Origin of the sequence: Marinobacter sp. tcs-11, from assembly GCF_002049515.1 — a bacterium.
GTDB lineage: Bacteria > Pseudomonadota > Gammaproteobacteria > Pseudomonadales > Oleiphilaceae > Marinobacter > Marinobacter nauticus.
The window spans coordinates 39,368-58,739 of sequence record NZ_LLYU01000001.1 but is presented as its reverse complement, the minus strand read 5'-3'; the positions used below and the strand labels follow the sequence as shown (position 1 = coordinate 58,739).

20 protein-coding genes and 2 riboswitches are annotated in these 19,372 nt (G+C 57.3%); of the genes, 8 read left to right on the top strand and 12 right to left on the bottom strand.

The window, feature by feature from the left end; translation table 11 throughout:
* Window position 1: 1 nt before the first annotated feature.
* The 5 genes from ARC85_RS00260 to ARC85_RS00240 all read right to left on the bottom strand — a co-directional run bounded on the left by ARC85_RS00260 (window position 2) and on the right by ARC85_RS00240 (window position 5,014).
* On the bottom strand, window positions 2-289 hold the full coding sequence (locus tag ARC85_RS00260; RefSeq protein ID WP_011783921.1) for an NAD(P) transhydrogenase subunit alpha part 2: 288 nt from the start codon (window positions 287-289) through the stop codon (window positions 2-4).
* The gene (locus ARC85_RS00255) at window positions 289-1,446 is read right to left on the bottom strand and encodes a Re/Si-specific NAD(P)(+) transhydrogenase subunit alpha (protein WP_014420290.1); all 1,158 of its coding nucleotides are present in this window, start codon (window positions 1,444-1,446) and stop codon (window positions 289-291) included. The genes ARC85_RS00260 and ARC85_RS00255 overlap by 1 nt, the downstream gene beginning before the upstream one ends.
* Complete coding sequence (gene mqo / locus ARC85_RS00250) at window positions 1,443-2,957, bottom strand: malate dehydrogenase (quinone) (RefSeq protein WP_199453683.1); 1,515 nt, start codon at window positions 2,955-2,957, stop codon at window positions 1,443-1,445. Before mqo ends, ARC85_RS00255 begins: the two co-directional genes overlap by 4 nt.
* 106 nt (window positions 2,958-3,063) lie before the next feature.
* Window positions 3,064-3,801, bottom strand: a complete 738-nt coding sequence (nfsA, locus tag ARC85_RS00245; protein WP_224850981.1) for an oxygen-insensitive NADPH nitroreductase — start codon at window positions 3,799-3,801, stop codon at window positions 3,064-3,066.
* A 163-nt stretch (window positions 3,802-3,964) separates the two neighbouring features.
* Window positions 3,965-5,014, bottom strand: coding sequence for a cytochrome-c peroxidase (locus tag ARC85_RS00240; protein ID WP_011783925.1), 1,050 nt, complete (start codon window positions 5,012-5,014; stop codon window positions 3,965-3,967).
* Window positions 5,015-5,260: 246 nt separating this feature from the next.
* Here ARC85_RS00240 and ARC85_RS00235 point away from each other — a divergent pair, with 246 nt between their 5' ends.
* Window positions 5,261-5,821, top strand: coding sequence for a rhodanese-like domain-containing protein (locus ARC85_RS00235; protein ID WP_286714105.1), 561 nt, complete (start codon window positions 5,261-5,263; stop codon window positions 5,819-5,821).
* 62 nt (window positions 5,822-5,883) lie between these two features.
* On the opposite strand, the gene ARC85_RS00230 is transcribed toward ARC85_RS00235, so the two are convergent.
* On the bottom strand, window positions 5,884-6,345 hold the full coding sequence (locus ARC85_RS00230; protein WP_153739852.1) for a DsrE family protein: 462 nt from the start codon (window positions 6,343-6,345) through the stop codon (window positions 5,884-5,886).
* A gap of 243 nt (window positions 6,346-6,588) precedes the next feature.
* On the opposite strand from ARC85_RS00230, the gene ARC85_RS00225 reads away from it, so the two are divergent.
* Entirely contained in the window at window positions 6,589-7,851 is a 1,263-nt protein-coding gene (locus ARC85_RS00225; RefSeq protein WP_153739853.1) for an NAD(P)/FAD-dependent oxidoreductase, read from the top strand.
* A 4-nt stretch (window positions 7,852-7,855) separates the two neighbouring features.
* Here the strand turns inward: ARC85_RS00225 and ARC85_RS00220 are convergent, their stop codons facing one another.
* Entirely contained in the window at window positions 7,856-8,851 is a 996-nt protein-coding gene (locus tag ARC85_RS00220; protein ID WP_286714104.1) for a lipid A deacylase LpxR family protein, read from the bottom strand.
* 103 nt (window positions 8,852-8,954) lie between these two features.
* Here ARC85_RS00220 and ARC85_RS00215 point away from each other — a divergent pair, with 103 nt between their 5' ends.
* Entirely contained in the window at window positions 8,955-9,713 is a 759-nt protein-coding gene (locus ARC85_RS00215; protein ID WP_153739855.1) for a fructosamine kinase family protein, read from the top strand.
* Between the two features lie 28 nt (window positions 9,714-9,741).
* On the opposite strand, the gene ovoA is transcribed toward ARC85_RS00215, so the two are convergent.
* Both ovoA and ARC85_RS00205 read right to left on the bottom strand, forming a co-directional pair.
* On the bottom strand, window positions 9,742-11,892 hold the full coding sequence (gene ovoA, locus ARC85_RS00210; protein ID WP_286714103.1) for a 5-histidylcysteine sulfoxide synthase: 2,151 nt from the start codon (window positions 11,890-11,892) through the stop codon (window positions 9,742-9,744).
* 105 nt (window positions 11,893-11,997) lie between these two features.
* Window positions 11,998-12,726, bottom strand: a complete 729-nt coding sequence (locus ARC85_RS00205; RefSeq protein WP_286714102.1) for a TrmH family RNA methyltransferase — start codon at window positions 12,724-12,726, stop codon at window positions 11,998-12,000.
* 180 nt (window positions 12,727-12,906) lie between these two features.
* On the opposite strand from ARC85_RS00205, the gene rlmE reads away from it, so the two are divergent.
* The 5 genes from rlmE to ARC85_RS00180 all read left to right on the top strand — a co-directional run bounded on the left by rlmE (window position 12,907) and on the right by ARC85_RS00180 (window position 16,275).
* Window positions 12,907-13,527, top strand: a complete 621-nt coding sequence (rlmE, locus tag ARC85_RS00200) for a 23S rRNA (uridine(2552)-2'-O)-methyltransferase RlmE (protein ID WP_224850972.1) — start codon at window positions 12,907-12,909, stop codon at window positions 13,525-13,527.
* Window positions 13,528-13,609: 82 nt separating this feature from the next.
* Window positions 13,610-13,696: riboswitch (glycine riboswitch) on the top strand.
* A riboswitch (glycine riboswitch) is annotated at window positions 13,697-13,795 on the top strand.
* Window positions 13,796-13,835: 40 nt separating this feature from the next.
* Window positions 13,836-14,435 (top strand): trimeric intracellular cation channel family protein, encoded by a 600-nt coding sequence (locus tag ARC85_RS00195; RefSeq protein ID WP_278349855.1) that lies wholly within the window; start codon window positions 13,836-13,838, stop codon window positions 14,433-14,435.
* A 185-nt stretch (window positions 14,436-14,620) separates the two neighbouring features.
* Window positions 14,621-15,337 carry a substrate-binding periplasmic protein gene (locus ARC85_RS00190; protein WP_199453699.1) on the top strand — a complete coding sequence of 239 codons (717 nt, stop codon included), beginning with the start codon at window positions 14,621-14,623 and terminating at the stop codon, window positions 15,335-15,337.
* A 599-nt stretch (window positions 15,338-15,936) separates the two neighbouring features.
* Window positions 15,937-16,092 (top strand): hypothetical protein, encoded by a 156-nt coding sequence (locus tag ARC85_RS00185; RefSeq protein WP_199453701.1) that lies wholly within the window; start codon window positions 15,937-15,939, stop codon window positions 16,090-16,092.
* A 39-nt stretch (window positions 16,093-16,131) separates the two neighbouring features.
* Entirely contained in the window at window positions 16,132-16,275 is a 144-nt protein-coding gene (locus ARC85_RS00180; RefSeq protein WP_156509988.1) for a hypothetical protein, read from the top strand.
* An 88-nt stretch (window positions 16,276-16,363) separates the two neighbouring features.
* Here ARC85_RS00180 and ARC85_RS00175 read toward each other — a convergent pair whose 3' ends face one another.
* The 3 genes from ARC85_RS00175 to dctP all read right to left on the bottom strand — a co-directional run bounded on the left by ARC85_RS00175 (window position 16,364) and on the right by dctP (window position 19,353).
* Window positions 16,364-17,674 (bottom strand): TRAP transporter large permease, encoded by a 1,311-nt coding sequence (locus ARC85_RS00175; RefSeq protein ID WP_023008943.1) that lies wholly within the window; start codon window positions 17,672-17,674, stop codon window positions 16,364-16,366.
* Window positions 17,674-18,225, bottom strand: coding sequence for a TRAP transporter small permease subunit (locus tag ARC85_RS00170; RefSeq protein ID WP_199457871.1), 552 nt, complete (start codon window positions 18,223-18,225; stop codon window positions 17,674-17,676). The genes ARC85_RS00175 and ARC85_RS00170 overlap by 1 nt, the downstream gene beginning before the upstream one ends.
* Before the next feature lie 81 nt (window positions 18,226-18,306).
* Window positions 18,307-19,353, bottom strand: coding sequence for a TRAP transporter substrate-binding protein DctP (gene dctP, locus ARC85_RS00165; RefSeq protein WP_058091220.1), 1,047 nt, complete (start codon window positions 19,351-19,353; stop codon window positions 18,307-18,309).
* Window positions 19,354-19,372: the final 19 nt, after the last annotated feature.

Genomic DNA, 19,372 nt, shown 5'->3' with positions numbered 1-19,372 from the left:
GTTATCCCTTCCGCTTGAACATATTCAGCATGCGATCCGTCACCAGAAAGCCAGCTACGATATTGATGCTGGCCAGGGTGACAGCGATAAAGCCCAGAACGCCGGCGACATTAGGCGACAGCTCTGTGCTGCCCGCACTGATGATCGCGCCGACGATTACGATGCCGGAGATGGCATTGGTGCCGCTCATCAACGGGGTATGAAGGGTGGGCGGAACCTTGTTGATCAGTTCTACCCCGACGAACAATGCCAGAATGAAAATGGTAAAGCTGAGTGCAAACAGTTCCATCAGTCCGTGTCCTTTTGGGTTGAAGTTTGCGGAGTGTCTCGAGTCTCGGCGTTGTGGCGGACGCTGCCGTGCTGGACCACCAGTGTGGCCGCAACAATCTCGTCCTCCAGCTTGGGTACCACACGACCGTCTTCGGTCATGTTGAGCAAAAAGGCGGTAATGTTGCGGGTGAGCAGCTGGGACGCGTGCACCGGTACGCGGGAGGGGTGGTTGGCATGGCCGACCAGGGTAACGCCGTCCACATCCACCTTCTGGTTCAGAACGGTGCCTTCCACGTTACCTCCTTTGTCGGCCGCCAGATCCACGATGACCGAGCCGCTCTTCATTCGGTGAATCATTTCCTGGTCAATCAGTTTGGGAGCCGGTTTTCCGGGTACCGCCGCCGTGGTGATTACCAGGTCGGCGCGGGCGACGCAGTCTGCCAGTTGCTGTCGTTGGGCGGTGTAGAACGCCTCGCTCTGCGCCTTGGCATAACCGCTGTCTCCGGTGGTATCGGATTCAGGCACTTCGATTTCAATGAAATCGGCGCCCAGGCTCTCCACCTGCTCTTTCACCTCAGGGCGAAGATCGTAGGCCTCGACCACTGCGCCCAGACGGCGGGCGGTGGCAATGGCCATCAGACCTGCAACACCGGCGCCAATGACCAGTACCCGGGCCGGATGAATGGTGCCGGCGGCGGTCATCAGCATGGGGAAGTAACGGGGCAGGGCCATAGCGCCACTGAGGACGGCGCGGTAGCCGCTGATGCCCGCCATGGCACTCAACACGTCCATGGACTGGGCGCGGGTGGTTCTGGGCACCAGGTCCAGGGCAAATGCCTGTACGTTTTGCCCGGCGAGCTGTTCCAGCAAAGGCTGGTTGAACCAGGGATCGAGCAGGCAGATCAGGGTGGCGTCTTGCTGAATCAGTCGCGCTTCCTCTGAGGAGGGCGCCCGAACCTTGAGGATGACTGTGGCCTGACGATATAAGGCGTCGGCATCGTCGGCGATGATGGCCCCGGCGTGGCGATAGTCGTCATCGGTGAAATGGGCGGCACTGCCAGCGCCACTCTCGACCACCACCTCGTAGCCGGCCTCCAGCAGGGTGGAAACTCCGGATGGGATAATGGCCACACGGTTTTCACCGTCTTGTCGTTCTCTGGGAATCCCTATCATCATGCGTACAGGCTCCGTTCAGTTTGAGTTTGTTCTGCCCCGGTGTTCAGTCCCAGGGTGTTAAGGGTGTAGCGGCGGACATCGGCTAGCAGTTGGCGGTTGGCCTGAAGCGATTGACCGTAGCTCGGAATCAGCGATTGCAGGGTTTGCAGCGGTTGGCCCTGAATCAGTTCCGGGAAACAACGTTCTATAACCTCCAGCATTGCGGAGACGCAGGTGGAGGCGCCCGGTGAAGCGCCCAGCAGGGCTGCCAGGGATCGGTCCTCAGTGCTCAAAACCTCGGTGCCGAATTCCAGACTGCCCCGGCCCGAGGCCGTTGGCTTGATAACCTGAACACGCTGCCCGGCCCGCACCAATTGCCACTGAGCCGGATCCGGGTCCTCCATAAAGCGCGCCAGTTCGCCGAGGCGGGCCGATTTGGGGCTGAGAGCTTCTTTGATCAGGTATCGGGTCAGCGGCCAGTTGTGCACGCCAACGTCGATCAGCGGCCGCAGGTTGTGGCTGCGAACTGAGCGGATCAGGTCCGATCGATCGCCGCTTTTGAGGAAGCGGGTGGTAAAGCCAGCGAAGGGGCCGAAGAGCAGCGCCGCCTTGCCATTGATAAACCGGGTGTCCAGGTGGGGCACCGACATGGGTGGGGCGCCAACCGGTGCCTGGCTATAGACCTTGGCGTTGTGTGACAGGGCCATGTCTTCGTTATCGCAGGCCAGCCACAGGCCGGATACCGGGAACCCCCCGTAGCCGCGAATTTCCGGAATACCGGTCTTCTGCAGCAATGACAGGGCCGCTCCGCCCGCGCCAATGAACAGAAAACGGCTGGTAATGCTGCGTTTCTCGCCGCTGCCCAGGTGATGCAGGCTCACGCGCCAGCCGCCGGCTTCGCGCTTGATATCGGTTACCTGGCACTGGAGCTGAATATCACAGGCGTGCTGGGCCAGGGAGCGCCCCAGCAGGCGCGTCAGTGCGCCAAAATTGACGTCACTGCCGTGGGCGACGCGGGTAGCTGCGACCGGCTCAAAGGCTTGCCGGGTACCGTGGATAAGCGGGAGCCAGCGAGCGAGGGTGTCTGGCTGATCGCTGAACTCCATCTCCTGAAACAGCGGTTGGCCCTCGAGGGCTCTGTGGCGGGTTTTCAGAAATTCACAGGCCCTGGCACCCTCAACCCAGCTCAGATGTGGCACCCGGCGAATGAAGTTGGCCGGTGCGGGCAGGAGCCCCTTCTCAACCAGGCTGCTCCAGTACTGAAGTGAGAGCTCGAAGCGCTCGTTGATGGCGAGCGCCCGCTCTACGGAAACGCTGCCATCGGGGTTGGCGGGGGTGTAGTTGAGTTCGCAATAACCGGCGTGACCGGTGCCGGCGTTGTTCCAGGCGTCCGAGCTTTCTCCGGCCAGCTCCTGACCCTGTTCGACCAGGGTGATCGACCGGGAGCTGTCCAGTTGCTGAATCAGAGAGGCCAGCGTGACGCTCATAACGCCGCCGCCAATCAGAAGAATATCGGTATCGAAGCCCGCCATGGGTATGCCCCTTTCAGTAGCAAACGAACAAAGGGGGCATACTTTAGTCTAAGGCGGTTGCCGCAAGAATCGTATTTACTGAGGCAAATACATCGAAAAAATCGATCTATTTAGTGCCGAAGCCGCGACCATTCAGGAATGCTTTTATGTGCGGGCGCAGTTTTGAGGTAAACAGTGGCTTCAGCTGTTCGGACCAGGTGGTGTCCTTGTTGCTGCTGCTTCTGGCCTGGTAATACTGATTCATGGTCTGGTCGAAACGGGTCACCAGTGCGGTGTCATCGGCATCGGTGTAGGCGTCTTCTTTCAGAATCGCGGAAAGTGGCAGCCGGGGCTTAACTTCGGGGTTCTGATCGGGGTAGCCGAGACACATGCCAAATACCGGGTAGACATGTTCCGGCAGTTTCAGAATCTCGCTCACGTCCTGCGGGTTGTTACGAATACCTCCGATGTAACACAGTCCCAGACCCTCGGATTCCGCGGCAATGGCGACATTCTGTGCCATCAGGGCGGTGTCGATGGTGGCAACCAGCAGTTGCTCGGTCATACCTCGTATCACCTCGGCACCGGCCCGCTCTGCGGCTTCGGTCGCGCGTTTCATATCGGCACAGAAGACCAGGAAGTCGGAACTGTCTGCCACGTAGGGTTGGCCGCCGGCCAGTTCGGCGATCTTACGGCGGTTCTCCGGGTTGACCACATGGATGATGGAATAGGCCTGAACGTGATTGGAGGTGGCGGCACTCTGGCCGGCACGAATCAGCTCTTCGAACAGTTCCCGTGGGATTTGCTGGTCCTTGAACTTGCGGATAGAGCGGTGGGATTTCAGAAGTTCAATGGTCGGATTCATAGCCTCTAGCCTGTCTTTTAAGAGAGAAAACAGACGATAGCTTGCTCATCAGCAACCGCACAAGCGGACAAAGGTGGGTAGTTGTCCGGATAGTATGACCAACCTCAACAAAAAAGGCGCGCCGGGAAAGCGCGCCTTTGAGGGTGAACGCAGAGCCCGTGACTTACGGGATCATGTCCACCGGCTTGGGCGTATTGGCGGTGCTTGGTGGCAGTACCGGATAGGTTACTTCCGGAACATTGCCGGTCAGGGTCTTGAGGAAGGCGACGATGGATTTCACTTCATCGTCGTTCAACTCGGTGCCCAGCTGGGCCGTACCCATCACCGCAACGGCTTCTTCCAGGCTCCAGACGGCGCCAGAGTGGAAATAGGGCGCGGTCAGCTCGATGTTACGCAGCGGAGAGGCGCGGAACACATACTCGTCAGACGCGGTTTCGGTGACAGAGAAGCGGCCTTTATCGCCCTCTGGCAGGATCTCGGCACCCGGCTTGGCAACCAGCCCGAATGGATGGTAGCTCTGACCGCCGAGGTTCACACCACTGTGGCAGGCGGTACAGCCGCGGTCCATGAACAGCGCCAGACCTTCTTTCTCACTCTCGTTCAGCGCGGAGGTGTCGCCGCGCAGATATTTGTCGAAAGGTGCTTCCGGGGTGATCAGTGTTGCTTCATAGGCTTCAATGGCAACAGCCATATTGTCGAAGGTGACCGGATTTTCCTGGCCCGGGAATGCGTCCTCAAAGCGCTCGATATACTCCGGCATACTCTTCAGGGTAGCCACCACCCGGTCCGGCGTACTGCTCATCTCGACACCCGCCTGTACCGGCCCTTTGGCCTGTTCGGCCAGGTCGGCGGCACGGCCATCCCAGAACTGGGCTGCGTTAAACACGGCGTTGAACACCGTCGGCGAGTTCCGGGGACCCTTCTGCCAGCCATGGCCGATAGAGGTAGGCAGCTCGTCATCACCGCCCAGCCCGACGTTGTGGCAGGTGTTGCAGCTGATCAGGTGGCTGGAAGACAGGCGCGGTTCAAAGAACAGCATCTTGCCCAGTTCAACCTTGGCCTGAGTGAGTTCATTGCCATCAATCACCGGTGGGTATTTGGGAATGGGCTCGAACATGCTGTTGGCCCGCTCCATCAGGTTGTCCGCCATGGCGGAGCCTGCTGCCACGCCCAGGCTCAGGGTGAGTGCTTTTGCCAGTGGATGCTTGATCATGTCGCTTTCTCCTTTGAGAACAACTTGGTATCCATCTGGTTCCAACGTAACAGAGTGGCAGCGCGGTTCATCGCAAAAACGCGAGAGTTGGTTCTGAGCTTGACGTTCATCAAGTTTGATTCCGGTCTGCAATTTCTGGATCTTTCTGCGGCATTTCGTCGCGCAGAAAAGCCGTGCTCTCCCGTTTTCATTTAGGTTATAAAGTTATACTCAGAAGAAATTTAAAAGTAGGCAGGAGTACGCGTTATGAAACCGATTGTTGTGTCTGTGCTTTTCTTTTTGACGGTTGCCATGTCAGCCCAAGCGGAAGATGCACTGTCTGTGACTCCGGAGCAGACCTGGGACGCGGTTCAGGAGCAAGGTGACCATCTGCTGTTCATTGATGTCCGGGATCCGGTGGAAATCATGTTCATCGGCTTTACCGATGCGGTGGACCGAAACATTCCGTTCCAGCTGGTGGATCGTATGCGCTGGAACGATGAGAAAGGTGTCTTCGCCATGGATATCAACGAGGATTTTGTTGCCCAGGTTGATGCCGCGCTGAAGGAAAAGGGACTGACGCGGGATTCCCTGATCATCACCATGTGCCGCTCCGGTTCCGCCCGCGGCAAGCCCAGTGCTGATTACCTTCTGGAACGTGGCTTTACCAACGTGAAGTACATCGACAACGGCTTCCAGGGCAGTACTGTGAAGGACGGCGAAAAGAAAGGATTCCGTGTGCAAAACGGCTGGCAGAATTCTGGCCTGCCCTGGTCGACCAAGGCCAACCCCGAGAAAATCTATCGTTTCCCGGCATCAGGGACCTGACCAACACGGCTGTCAGCCTGGAGCGGCCACTCCGCTCCAGGACAGAAATTCAATCACTTCAGTCAAAAAGTAAAAACCCTCGTCTTGCGATCCAGCATCTGGTTCGCCATCGACGGTGGGGTTGCAACGCCGACACCCTCCATCAAATCTTCTTTGCTGTGTTCGCTGTTGGGCAGGTACAGCGCACACACATTCACCGTACCACCGGCTTTCATCAAACCGCGCAACATCTGGCCCGGGGTGACGTTTTTCGGTGCCAGGGGCTTGGCCTCATAAGTTTTCAGGGCCAGGGCGCCGGCTTCGTCGCATAGAAGCACATTCACCTTGGCACCTTTCTGGGCCATGGTGTTGGACAGCACCATCGCCATACCCTGGGTTTGCGGGGAGTCGCTGGAAAGAATCACCAGAACCTCGTCTACGGTGTTTTCTTTACTGCCGTTGTTCGCCTTTTGATTCTCCGCAACGGCTGTCAGTGGAGCCGCGAACAACAGCGACAGTACAAAAGTCTTGATGGCATTCGTCATTGGGTCACTCCTGAGTTTTGATGGTTCACATGCCAATCCTAGACGCGGGGCTATTGGAGCTTCAGTGACAATGTCACTGTTCTGTCTGTCACCGGGCTCTTCTCCACCCTGCGCGCTATGAGACAGGAAGACCTTGCGCGGCGATATATTCCTTTATGATATAACGATATATCTAAAATGGTGTTAGGATTTGATATGTATCAAGATGAAATGCCGTGCAAATAAACACAAGAGGGTAGAGGCATGAACAGCAGAACAGAACCGGCGGGGGCCGATCGGCACCACAGCGTTGTTATCGTTGGTGGCGGCGCTGCCGGTATCTCGGTGGCGTCCAGCCTGCACAAACGGGACCGCCGTCTGGATATCGCGATCCTGGAACCATCCGCGACCCATCACTATCAACCAGGCTGGACCATGGTCGGTGGCGGCGTTTTTCAGCCGGAGGTTACCTCCCGGCCCATGTCACAGGTGATGCCGGGTTTTGTCTCCTGGTATCAGCAGGCGGTTTCGGGCGTAATGCCGGAGCAGAATCAGGTAAGGCTGGCGGACGGTTCGAGTATTTCCTATCAGACACTGGTGCTGGCGCCGGGGCTGGAGCTGAACTGGTCTGCCATTGATGGCCTGGAATCGGCGCTTGGGTCCAATGGTGTGACTTCCAACTACCGTCAAGGCATGGCGCAATACACCTGGCAAACGGTACAGGCCCTGAAAAAGGGAAGGGCCCTGTTCAGCCAACCACCCATGCCTATCAAATGTGCCGGGGCGCCGCAGAAAGCGATGTATCTGTCTTCCGACCATTGGCGCAGAAACGGAGTTCTTGGCCAACTCGATATTCAGTTTCATAGTGCCGGAGCGGTTCTGTTCGGTGTGCCGGCTTATGTCCCGGCACTTCAGGAATACATTGATAAATACGGTATTCAGGTCAACTTTCAGAGCAATCTGGTAGCTGTTAACGGCCCCGCCCGGAAAGCCACGTTCCGGCTTACGGACGCTGAAGGTAACAGCCAGGATCGGGAACTGGATTTCGATATGTTGCACGCGGTGCCACCCCAGCGGGCGCCCGGTTTTATCCGTGAGTCCGTCCTCGCCAACGACGGTGGCTGGTTGAATCTGGCGGACGATACGCTCCAACACAAAACCTTTGTCAATATATTCGGACTTGGCGACGTGAGCGGCACCGGTAATGCCAAAACCGCCGCAGCCGTTCGAAAGCAGGCGCCGGTCGTGGCGGAAAACCTTATTGCAAGTTTACGGAATCAGCCCCTGCCTGCGGCTTACCTCGGATACGGCTCCTGCCCGTTGACGGTAGAGAACGGCCGCATCGTGCTGGCCGAATTTGGCTACAACGGCGTGCTTCAGCCCAGTTTCCCGCAGTGGGTGAATGATGGCACCAAAGCCACACGCGCTGCCTGGTGGCTCAAGGCCAAGCAGCTGCCCACTTTGTACTGGCACGGTATGCTCAAAGGGCGTGAGTGGTTGGCGAAGCCTGAAGTCCGGGAGGGCTAGGCGCTTACAGTGCACAGCTGAATGACAGCGTGCCAAAGCTGAAGTTATCCTGGTTACGCTGTTCTTCCCCCGTCGTGGCCCGCAAAATCAGCGCCGCTTGCAGGTTGTCCCACTGCCAGGTGCCGCCCAGGCCTAGCTGGCCGAGCAGGGGGCCTTCACTGAACCGGTAGGGCCCGGAATTGTCCTCCAGATAGGAATAGGCAATGTATTCCGCCCCCAGGCCTATGAATACTGACCAGGCGCTTTTCGCGTCACTGAAAGATCCGGGTAGCGCGATGGCAGAGGAGCTGCCGGCGTAATCCGGTATAAAATTGGCCGGAAGGTTTCTGCCCATCCGCCAGATCACGCCAACGGTCGCGGAGGTTCGAAAACTGGACAGCAGGCCGGAGCCTACCGCTGAAAACTGTTGTTCAAGGTCGCCGCGTTGCCCCGCTTGCAACAGTTTGCGCCCGTGGGCCGCCTGAAATCCGCCAACCACGTCGGTCCCTAGCTGGTTGTCCCATCCTTCGGGGCGTTCGCTCCCGGTGATTTTGTGTACCCATTTCTGGCTGGCTTCGGCGCCGCTTTCAGGACCAACCACGCCAATGTGAGCGCCGTACCCCGTAATGCTGTCGGCGCTCCAGCTCCAGAGGGTGCTGCTCAGGGAGAGATGACCGGCGTAGGGGATATCATTGAATTGAGGCTCTTCCTGGCTAATGTCTGCCGGTGTCACCATGAGTTGACGCAGACTGACGCTCATTGCATGGTTGTTGGCGACGTCGCCGACGCCGGGCAGAAATGACAGACTATCTCTGCCTGCCCTTGCAAGTCGGGCTGAGCCTCCGCCGGAGTCTTCGGCTGTGTTGGTAAGGTAAGACAGGCGCACGCCATTGGTGTAGCCCCGGTCGCTGCCAGTGAATAGATCGTTGTCCCAGGCAAGGTTGAACTGTTCTGAATTGGCGGAAGCGGGGGCTAGCACGAGTAAGAGGCTAATGCGGGCAAAAAGAGCTCGGATGGGCACTGGGAATGGACTCCGTGAGGGTAGGATGCAAAGTATCTTAGCAGAACCCTGCTACGGTTTTATGGCGCAAACAGATCCATACCCGCGCTAATCAGGAGTCAATATGCACGTTAAAACCAATACCACGGGCTATGCCGATGCGCTGATTTGCGAAGCTGAGGGTCTGGAATCTCTTCGGGACGGGTTGCAACAGGCAGGGGTTGAAGCACTCCGTATTCCGGAGGTTATGGAGGTGAGCCAGCACCGACTTACCCTCAGGCGGATTGACTCAGCACCGCCCGACGACAAGTGCCTCACTGCGTTGGGGGAGGGGCTGGCGCAGTTGCACCTGCTGGCTCGGGATCAATATGGCTGGCGCCGCGACAACTTCATTGGCCTGGCACCTCAACCCAATACGCTGACAGATTCCTGGGGCCGGTTTTTCCTGGAGCAGCGGCTGAAGTATCAGGTCAGCCGGATCTCAGATGCCGAGGTGCGAGCCAGGTTCGAGCGCACCCTGGAAGCCTGTGGTGCCAGCCTGGCCAACTGGCTGGACCGGCATTGCGAACAGCCGAGCCTGCTGCATGGCGACCTGTGGAACGGCAACGTGATGTTTGACCGTAATGGCCCCTGGCTGATTGACCCGGCGGTGTATCAGGGCGACCGGGAGGCGGACCTTGCCATGACCGAGATGTTTGGCGGTTTCGGCGCGGCGTTCTATCGTGCCTACGATCGCGTATACCCGCGCACTGAGATCTACGCCACCAAGCGAGAAATCTATAACCTGTACCACTACCTCAACCACTACAACCTGTTCGGTGGTGGGTATCTGGGTGGTTGCGAGCGTGGCCTGTCGGCCTTGGCGGCGCTACCAGCCTCGTAAGCAGAAGCTGGTAACGCCGGCATCACACTCAGCTCCTGGCGGGTTTGCGTTCCCACACGGTCACTTCAGACAGCGTGTGCTGGAACTTGTGCTCGGTCTCGCGGATCACGAAGGGCACTTTCCGGGGCTCGCCCACCATCCTGAAGTGCTCTCCCAGGCACTCTCGAATGCCGTCTAGCGTTCGGTGATTTTCGCCATCCTTCTTGAAACCGCCAAGCCATTCCTCTTTCGGGGTGTGTTCTTCAAGCCAGGTATACGGGGAGGCAATAATCAGCAGCCCGCCTTCGTTAATGCGATCGTGGATGCACTCCAGGAAACGACGTGGCCGGTACAGGCGGTCGATCAGATTGGCGGCCAATACCAGGTCATAACCGGAATGCCCGGGTTTCAGGTTGCAGGCATCGCCCTGATAGAACGCCACCTTGGCGGCGGTATCTTCGAGATCCAGTTCTTTCAGGGTGCGGGTGTGGTAGCTGACCAGTTCGCCTTCTTCGGTCAGTGAATAACGGATGGCGCCCTGCTCGGCCATCTCCACCCCCAGACGTATGAAGTTGGCGGAGAAATCGACACCTTCAACCTCGTCAAACTGGCGTGCCAGCTCAAAACTTGCCCGGCCACAGGCACAGCCCAGATCCAGCGCTTTCCCGGTCTTTTTGCCGGCCATAGCGTCCAGGGCCAGTTCCGCCATGGTTTTCGGGAAATTGGCGACGCCAAACCAACGGTCGCCGTAATGGAACTCGGCGTATTCAGTGAGTAGCCGGTCGCTCTCGTAGTAGGCGTTGGGTTGAACAGCCTCGGCCTCGGAGGTGATGTAGCGGAAGCCTGCATTCTGGAAGAAATGCCGACGGAAGGCATAACGGGAGGCCAGCCTTGCTTCGTTGCCGCAGGAAATCCAGGAGCCGCCTTTGATCAGATTGTGCTGGCCGTCGAACGTGGGTGTGGTGAAGTCGTCGTACAGTGGATGCACCTTGAAGTTGTCGAACGGATAGGTGGGCGTTTCGGTCCACTGCCAGACGTTGCCAACCACATCGAACCACTGGCCGTGGCGAAAGCGCGTTACCGGACACGACGAGGCACCATGGTCCAGGTGGAGGTTGGCGTTGGCCGGGGAATCACCTACTTCCCGGACGCCGGCTTCGTCACAGAGGCGATACCACTCGTCTTCCGTGGGCAGGCGGATGGGTTTGCCGGTTTGCTCACGTTTCCACTCACAGAACGCCTTGGCCTCGTGATAGTTGACCTCGACCGGCCAGTCCCAGGGCATCTCCACCTCTTCAGTCATCAGGCGCAGCTGCCAGCCATTTTGCCAGCGCCAGAACGTGGGGTGTTTGGCTTCGGCAAAGGTTCGCCAGGCCAGCCCCTCCTCGCTCCAGTATTCGTCCTGCTGATAACCGCCGGCCTCGACAAATTCCAGGAATTCCTGGTTGCTCACCAGGTACTGGCTGGCCTTGAACTCGGCGACATCGGCCTGGTGCTCGCCGTACTCATTGTCCCAGCCGTAAAAGGCATCGTCGTAGGGCTTACCAATGTGCACTTTGCCAGCGGGAACGGTGAGCAACTCGTTTTCCGGTGCCTCGCCGGTTTCCAGGATGGGCGCCCATTCCGGTTGCGTTTGAACGCGTTCCAGTGCGTGCTGGCGGATGAGCACCGAGGAAGTCTCAAGGTGAATACGCTCATGTTCGATGCCCATCACGATGGGCCACCAGTTACTGTCCCAGTCAATTGGCAGCGAGAGTGGCATGGTTTCGATCAGGTCCAGCACGGTCTGGCGCACCTGTGCCCTGTAGTCCAGCACTTCCTGAACAGCGGGCCAGTCGTAATGGTCGTCGTTCAGATCGTCCCAGCTCATTTCATCCACACCCACCGCGAAGATGGATTCCATGTTGGGGTTGATGCGTTCTTTCAGGATCTTGGCCAGTACCAGTTTGTTCACAAAAAAGGTGGCGGTGTGGCCAAGATAGAAAATGAGCGGATGCCGGAGCGGGATAGATTTCTGGTAATAGCCGGCGTCATCGGCCAGGCAATCGAACAGGCGTGTGTAGGTGTCGAAGGTGTCTGTGAAATAACGCGCGATTTCCTGGCGTTTGGTGTCCGGGGTCCCCTCGGCCAGATTGGGCGTGCGGGTTAAACCGATGGCATGTTGGCGTTCGAGAATTGCAGTCGGGTTGGAGAACTCCATGGTTGAACCGATCCTTCCAGTGAATGATGTCCTACAGGATTACGTTCAACCATAGGTAACCGGTTCAGCGACTGGCAAGTAAAGGCCGGAATTAATCCGGGGGACTCAGGCGCGGTTCAGCTCGTAAACCGCCATATTGACCGCGGAGGCCAGATTCAGCGACTCGATAGCGGCCGCACCGGGGATGGTGTAGGCGTGGGCGCCCAGTTCAGTCAGGGCTTGCTTCGGCACACCGCGGGCCTCATTGCCAAACAGGTAGCAGTCCTGGGCCTGGAATTCTGGCCTGGTAATGGACTCCCCGCCGATGTCCAGGCAGGCGATGCGGGCGTATCGCTGCCCCAGCGTGCCCAGGGCAACCTCGGTCTCCAGCGGTACATGGAATATGGCGCCCATGCTGGCGCGCACCACTTTCGGATTGAACGGATCCACGCTGCCGGGGCTAAGGAGGCACCGGAAGCCACCGAACCAGGCCAGCGTGCGCAGGATGGTGCCCAGATTGCCGGGATCCTGCACCTCGTGAAGGTAAAGCGCTTTTTCCCGGGAGGCGTTTTCTCCGTGGGCAGCCGGTGGCAGTGGCACCAACGCCAGGATGCCCTGAGGCGTTCTGGTATCGGAAAGCTGGGCCATCTGCCGGTCGCTGATGACGTGCTTGGGCCAGGGGCTGGGCCAGTGCTCGTAGGCGCTGGTTACGTACAGTTGGGCGTTGCGCCAGTGGGGCACCTGCTTCGCCGCTTTTTCCAGCTCCAGTACCAGATGTTCGCCTTCCACCAGAAACTGTCCGAACGACTGGCGGTATTTCTTTTGATGCAGCTTTTTGATGTCGTCCAGTTTCACGGTCTGCTTTCCATGGTGCCTGGCACGGCCGGGGCCGGGCGATGATGTTTTTAATGAGGCATGTGATCAGGCGCTATTGTACGGGGGCGTGGCTGGCTTGTCAGGAAGTGGCTGGTTTTTGCGGCGTCACTGGCGGCGGCGTACAATGCCGTTTTTCCCGCAGTGAACAGAAGGCAGGCGATGGCACGCTCGAAAAGCAGTAACCGATGGCTCGAAGAGCACGTAAACGACCCCTTTGTAAAACAGGCGCAACAGGATGGCTATCGTTCCCGTGCCAGCTACAAACTGCTGGAAATCAACAACAAGGATCGGCTGATAAAACCCACGGACCTGGTCGTCGATCTGGGTTCGGCCCCGGGCGGCTGGTCCCAGGTGGCGGCGAAACTGGTGGGCCACAAGGGCCGTGTGGTGGCGTCTGACATTTTGCCGATGGATCCGATTGCCGGCGTTGAATTCATCCAGGGCGACTTCACCGAACAGGAGGTCTTCGACCAGATCATGGCGATACTGGACGGGGCCCGTGCCGACGTCGTGATCTCGGATATGGCCCCCAACATCAGTGGCGTAAACGCCGCAGACCAGGCAGCCTCCATGTATCTGGTGGAACTGGCCCTGGATATGGCCTGCCAGGTGCTCAAACCCAAAGGCAGTTTTGTTGCCAAGGTGTTCCATGGTGAAGGCTATGATGAGTATGTGAAAACCGTGCGCGAGTCCTTCGATAAGGTGGTGATTCGCAAGCCGGATTCGTCCCGGGCCAGGTCCCGGGAGGTGTATCTGGTGGCCAAGGGTTTCAAGGGCTGAAGAGCGCAAGCCGGTTCAGGCAGCGTCGGGGAGTCCCGCAGCTTTGCTCGCTCGACGTAGCCAGAAGGTGTGCCTATAATGCGCGCCTTCCGCAGGAGAGTGGGCCGGCTGGCCCCGCCGAAGGCGCAAACTCCCATAAACGCTCAGGCACAGGTACTGCGGGCATTCGATAACGCCGTCTGGAGAGAGACTGTCGACACAGTCCACCGAAGGGGCAAGCAGAGCCGGGCTCTGTAAACTCTCAGGTATCAGGGACAGGGGGAGAGGCCACAGAAACGCAGGAGACCTGTGTGCTGACCTCTATCTATATGATTGCCATTACCGCGGAAGCCATGTCCGGGGCGCTGGCCGCCGGGCGCAGGAACATGGATCTGTTCGGCGTGGCCCTGATAGCCTTCCTGACCGCCCTAGGTGGCGGCACCGTTCGGGACATCCTGCTGGGTAACTTTCCCGTGACCTGGACCCAGCACCCTCGCTACATCTACATGACCATCACCGGTGGCCTGCTCACTATCGCCATTGCCCGCCTCATGCGCCACCTGCACCAGCTGTTTCTGGTACTGGACGCCGCCGGGCTGGTGGCCTTCACCGTGATTGGCTGCAATGTCGCCCTGAAACTGGGTTACGACACCATCGTGGTGGTGATGTCGGGCATTACCACCGGCATATTCGGCGGCATCCTCCGCGACATCCTCTGTAACCGCACGCCTCAGGTTCTGCGTCACGAACTCTATGCCAGTGTCTCTCTGGTGGTGGCATTGCTTTATCTGGAGCTGCTGAACCAGGGCCTGAGCGAGAACATCACGTTACTGGCTGCCTTCAGTGTTGGCCTGCTCTTGCGCATGGCCGCCATCCGCTGGCAATTGTCGCTGCCGGTGTTCAGCTATTCGCAGGCGCGCTGGGAATAGGTTTCTGTGTAAAAACTGGGGTATCCCTAACTAAATAGATGCGGACACGACCGCCGGGATGATTCGCCGCGATATCGACTTTCTCATGGCATCTGGCCAGAATCCGAGCCAAACTGTCTTTAACTGGCGAGGCAGAGTCGGGCAAACGACGGCCTTGCCCGATTAATCAGTCCAACGAGGACCGAATGAGAGTAGTCCTGTTTATCATCACGGCATTCTGGTTCTTCCCGGTTTCCTCCCAAACCCTTCAGATTATGGGTTCGGACGAGGGCTTCCTGCCGTTTTATTATGGCAAAGGTCTCAGCGAGGGAGTTTTGGTCGAGGTGATCAAAGACTTCTCCATGGAGACTGGTATCGAAGCCGACTTCCGCCCGATGGCCCGCAAACGCCAGATCTGGGCCCTGCAACGAGGACTCGCCAACGCGGTTTTCGCCAGCCCGCACTGGATGCCTTTGCCGGACCAAATGCACGCTGTAGGGCCGGTGTTAACCTGGCGCGACCGGGTGTTCGCGCAGCCTGGCATGCCAACGGATTCCTTCGATGATATCTCGGGAAGCATCTGTCTTCGTAGATGGTTTGTATACAGTGACCAGCTCGAGCGGCGGATAGGGACTCAGCTGGTGCGCCATGACGGATACAACACACAGCAGATGCTGCTAATGTTTTTGCGCAAACGTTGCGATTACATCGTCATGAACGAAACGGAGTTCCGGTTTCTGACAATGATGGGGGGCATTGATCCGGAGCGTTACAGCACGGAACTGATAGACTCAGAATGGCCGGTCTATCTTGGGATACTCAAAACCGAGAAAGCTCTCATTGAGGCGGCGGAAGATTTTTTCGCTACCTACTCGATTGACGTAGAGGCCATGTTACCTGAACTGCCGCGGCCGGATCGCTGAAGAGGTTGGCTGGCAAATGTCCATTCGCCAGGCATTCACGCTTTTTTGTCAAACGTCGTACCCGAATGTCCGCTTAGCGACCGTAGCTTGCGTTTGTACTTCCGCCAATCGCTGGGCCGCCCACTCCATAGTTATGCTGCTTGAGTTCGACACGTTCTTTTAGCCCGGAAGCCAGCCGGAATTCCCGATGGTGTCAGTACTACCTAGCAAAGAAGGTGGGCACTCTTCAGCACCAACGGCCGGCTAAACTATGAGCTCAAGAACACAGCAAGATATCGTCATCAAGCTAATGCGTATGTCGTGTCCTCATAACGACATTGATTAGCCCAAGGGTCGGAAGACGTTATTGAAGAGAGCTTGGCTAAGCTGATGCAAGTGAATCCGGATCTTCTGGTTGGGACGTCGATGGGAAGATGGCTGGCGGGCATTCTGTGAGCCGAAGCCGGTATTCCGGTTGTCGCCATCAATCCTGTGACGGATTCTGCCCACACTTTCACGTCCTGGATAGGCCCGGATGTCGATCATCAGGGTAGGCCTATCAACTGACAGACGAAGTGGTTTCTGGCTACTATTCTTTCACCCGCTGGGGCAGCGGGCTGTTGCTGCTGGATCAGGGGGATGAACTGCTTCCGTGGAATGACACCGTCGGGGCGCTTGGGGATTATTTTCCGGTTTATAGCTTTGAGGGTGGCAGCCACCGGGTTGAGCATATGGAAGAAGCGTTGAAGCTGATTTGGGAATATGTGAAGGATTGAAACCGAAAACCAGGACTGTATGAACGGATAGACCGAACCATGAATTATGACACTCTCAAGCAGTGCCACCGCGATGAGCGAGGCGGCTGCCCCGCCAATCTCAGCCTGCGGGTTCATCGGTCTATGAACTGGCTGCAGCGAGCAGGGCAACTTGAAGACCCCTGGATTGGAGCGGGCAAATAAGTTCCTTTGCTTGTGAGCGACTCTGCCAGGTCGATTTGCAATTAATAAAAGCAAGAAGGCCTGAGGTCGTTCAGGCCTTCTTGATATCTCAGAAGAGTAATTCCGGCAACCAGGTTGCGATCTCCGGGAAGATCATGATCAGGATGATCCCAACAATTTCTACCAGCACAAACGGTATGATCGACTTGTAGATATCGCTCATCGTGACCGACGGAGGCACTACACCTTTCAGGTAGAACAGGTTGAAACCAAACGGTGGTGTCTTGTAACCAATCTCCATGTTGATCACGAACAGAATACCGAACCAGATTGGGTCAAAGCCTAAGGCAGTAATAATCGGGATAAACACCGGCAGAGTGATCATCATGATGCCGACAGGATCCAGAACCATCCCCAGAAAGAAGATGATGATCATCATGGCAATGACGGTTCCCCAGGCTCCGCCTGGAATCATGGCCATGATGCTTTCTATCAGAGCCTGGGCGCCCATGCTCTGATAGGCGGAGCTGAATGCGTGGGCCGAAAACAAAATCCACATCGTTAGGCCGGTCAGCTTGAGTGTACGGATCGCGGCTTCATTCAGTACCGACCATTTGAACTCGCCATAGACAGCTGCAGAAATCAGCGCACCGAGGACGCCCATGGCTGCGGCTTCTGTGGGTGTGGTGAGTCCGCCCATGATGGAGCCCAGTACCATTCCCACCACGCTGATCGGCAGGAGAACAGAGCGCAGGGCGCGGAACTTTTCAGGCCAGGATGCCCGGTCTTCTTTAGGAAGCGCTGGTGCCAGGTCTGGCTGCAGGGCGCAGCGGACAACAATATAGAGGGTGGTGAGTACCATCAGCATAATGCCGGGCATAACACCTGCAGCAAACATCTTGCCTACGGATACACCCGTAATCAGGGCATACAGAATCATCAGGATACTTGGCGGAATCAGAACACCCCAGCCGCCACCAGTATTGATCACCCCGAGTGCCATCTGCTTGTCGTAACCCCGGGAGAGCATGGAGGGGAGTGCGATCGCACCCATAGCGACCACTGCCGCACCGCTGATGCCCACCATGGCTGCAAATACCGCACAAATACCCAGAGTACCGATGGCCAGGCCGCCCCTGAGGCCGCCGAACCAGAGATACATCATGCGGTACAAGTCTCGCGCAACACCTGTGCGTTCAAGAATCATTGCCATGAATACAAACAGTGGTATGGCCACCAATGTAAAGCTTTCCATGGTGCCCCAGATCTGGGAAACCACCATGTAGAAGGAGTCAAAGCCCCAGGTGAAATAAAGAAAAACAACAGACACACCACCCAGCACGAATGCCAGTGGCAGGCCAAGCAGCAGGAAAAACAGCAGCGAACCAAAGAAAAGAAGCGTCATGACTTCAATGCTCATTATGCTTCTCCTTCTTCAGAATGGCTTTTTCGCTCGGCGGGGTCGTAATAGCTCAGGTTAAATGCGATGGCGATATCCTCCAGCAACCTCACAATGCCTTGCAGCAGCATCAAAACAGAGGCAACAAAGATGGCTCCCTTGGCTGGCCAGATAGGCGGGTTCCAGGCAGAAAAGGAGGTTTCCCGGCTTTCGAATGACTCAGATGCCATGTCAAAGCTGAACCAGACCAGCGCCAGCATGAAAATGAAAAACAGAATGGAGGTGAAAATGTCGACAAAGCCCTGGGCTCTCAGCTTCAGCGTCGAGTGCAGCAGATCGACATTCACGTGCCCGCGGTGGGCCATGATGTATCCGCCAGACATTACTGCGTATACACCGAACAGCAGCTGTGTCAGTTCATTTGTCCACACCGAAGGTGAATTGAAAAAATAGCGCAGAGCTACTTCAAGTATCAGAAAGACAAACATGGGAAAGACGATCAGGGCTATACATCGGCCAACGTACTCGTTGAGCCTGGTGACGCCTTTCATGAATGCGCTGACTATGCTCATGGCACTCTCCGGGGGACTTGGGTGTGAACTGAGAAAACAGGCCCCGAGGGTTAATCGGGGCCTGTGGTGTTGCGTTTAAGATCAGAGGTAGCCAAGTTCGCCAAGGAACTGCTTGAGCAGGCTCAGAGCCTTCTTGGCCTCATCGCTGCGCTTGGCTTCTTCATCCCACATGCCCTGGGCGGTCTGGGCAAGCTTCTGCTGAACATCTTCAGGCATCACGTTTACTTCAACACCTTGATCAGCAACGGCTTTGGCCAGGGCGATACGCTCTTTGTACAGATACTGGTTGGTGCGGATCCAGAATTGCTCATCCAGGGCCTGTTTCACCACCTGCTGCAGGTCTTCCGGAAGTTTGTCCAAGGCCTTCTGGCTGACGATGATGACATCAGTGCCGGCGATGTTCAGCGCAGGCTGAACGTGGTATTTGGCAACATCATACAGGCCCATGCTCGCAGCACCCTGGGCAGCACCCCAGTGGGCGCCGTCTACAATGCCGGAATCCAGTGCGGTGTACAGTTCACTGCCCGGGATATAGGAAGCGGAAGCACCGGCTTCGGTCAGGAACTTCTGAAGCGCACCGGAGGAACGGATTTTCAGCCCCGTGAAGTCTTCCCAGCTGTTGATGGGTTTGCTGGTAACCATTTCGGTCGGGTAAACCTTGTCGGTTGCCCAGTAAACGCCAGACTTGGCGGCTTCATCCCGCAGCATTTGTTCGAAGCCCATGTTCTGGTGGAAGTAGGCGGCTTCCCAAACGTTTCGGAATGCGAAGGGCAGGCCAGAAGCAATGCCGGCCAGAGTCATCTTGTCCTGGGCATAACCGGGAGAAATCGTACCCATTTCCAGAATGCCACGACTCACGGCATTGAAGGTTTCTGTGGCCTTGAACATAGCGCCTGCTTCAAACAGCTGGAGCTTGATGCGGCCTTCAGAGCGTTCTTCGATCACATCCTTCAGTCGACCAAGGCTGTCCTGGTAGGAGCTGCTGGAGCCTGGCCAGTGGGACTGAACCTTCCAGGTGTAGGTTTTTTCAGCGTATACAGGTGCGCTGGCGATAACAGCGGATACACCCAGTGTTAACGCGGATGCATAGGTAGTAAGGTTTTTTCTGAATGTGGCAAGGAAGCTCATAAGTTTGCTCCAGTACTTG

Coding starts and splice junctions, on each gene's coding strand:
- ARC85_RS00215 (WP_153739855.1), top strand. CDS start 8,955: ATGCACGTTAAAACCAATACCACGGGCTATGCCGATGCGCTGATTTGC.
- ARC85_RS00180 (WP_156509988.1), top strand. CDS start 16,132: ATGAATTATGACACTCTCAAGCAGTGCCACCGCGATGAGCGAGGCGGC.
- ovoA (WP_286714103.1), bottom strand. CDS start 11,892: ATGGAGTTCTCCAACCCGACTGCAATTCTCGAACGCCAACATGCCATC.
- ARC85_RS00170 (WP_199457871.1), bottom strand. CDS start 18,225: ATGAGCATAGTCAGCGCATTCATGAAAGGCGTCACCAGGCTCAACGAG.
- dctP (WP_058091220.1), bottom strand. CDS start 19,353: ATGAGCTTCCTTGCCACATTCAGAAAAAACCTTACTACCTATGCATCC.
- ARC85_RS00240 (WP_011783925.1), bottom strand. CDS start 5,014: ATGATCAAGCATCCACTGGCAAAAGCACTCACCCTGAGCCTGGGCGTG.
- ARC85_RS00190 (WP_199453699.1), top strand. CDS start 14,621: ATGAGAGTAGTCCTGTTTATCATCACGGCATTCTGGTTCTTCCCGGTT.
- ARC85_RS00255 (WP_014420290.1), bottom strand. CDS start 1,446: ATGATGATAGGGATTCCCAGAGAACGACAAGACGGTGAAAACCGTGTG.
- mqo (WP_199453683.1), bottom strand. CDS start 2,957: ATGGCGGGCTTCGATACCGATATTCTTCTGATTGGCGGCGGCGTTATG.
- nfsA (WP_224850981.1), bottom strand. CDS start 3,801: ATGAATCCGACCATTGAACTTCTGAAATCCCACCGCTCTATCCGCAAG.
- rlmE (WP_224850972.1), top strand. CDS start 12,907: ATGGCACGCTCGAAAAGCAGTAACCGATGGCTCGAAGAGCACGTAAAC.
- ARC85_RS00175 (WP_023008943.1), bottom strand. CDS start 17,674: ATGAGCATTGAAGTCATGACGCTTCTTTTCTTTGGTTCGCTGCTGTTT.
- ARC85_RS00195 (WP_278349855.1), top strand. CDS start 13,836: ATGATTGCCATTACCGCGGAAGCCATGTCCGGGGCGCTGGCCGCCGGG.
- ARC85_RS00225 (WP_153739853.1), top strand. CDS start 6,589: ATGAACAGCAGAACAGAACCGGCGGGGGCCGATCGGCACCACAGCGTT.
- ARC85_RS00230 (WP_153739852.1), bottom strand. CDS start 6,345: ATGACGAATGCCATCAAGACTTTTGTACTGTCGCTGTTGTTCGCGGCT.
- ARC85_RS00260 (WP_011783921.1), bottom strand. CDS start 289: ATGGAACTGTTTGCACTCAGCTTTACCATTTTCATTCTGGCATTGTTC.
- ARC85_RS00235 (WP_286714105.1), top strand. CDS start 5,261: ATGAAACCGATTGTTGTGTCTGTGCTTTTCTTTTTGACGGTTGCCATG.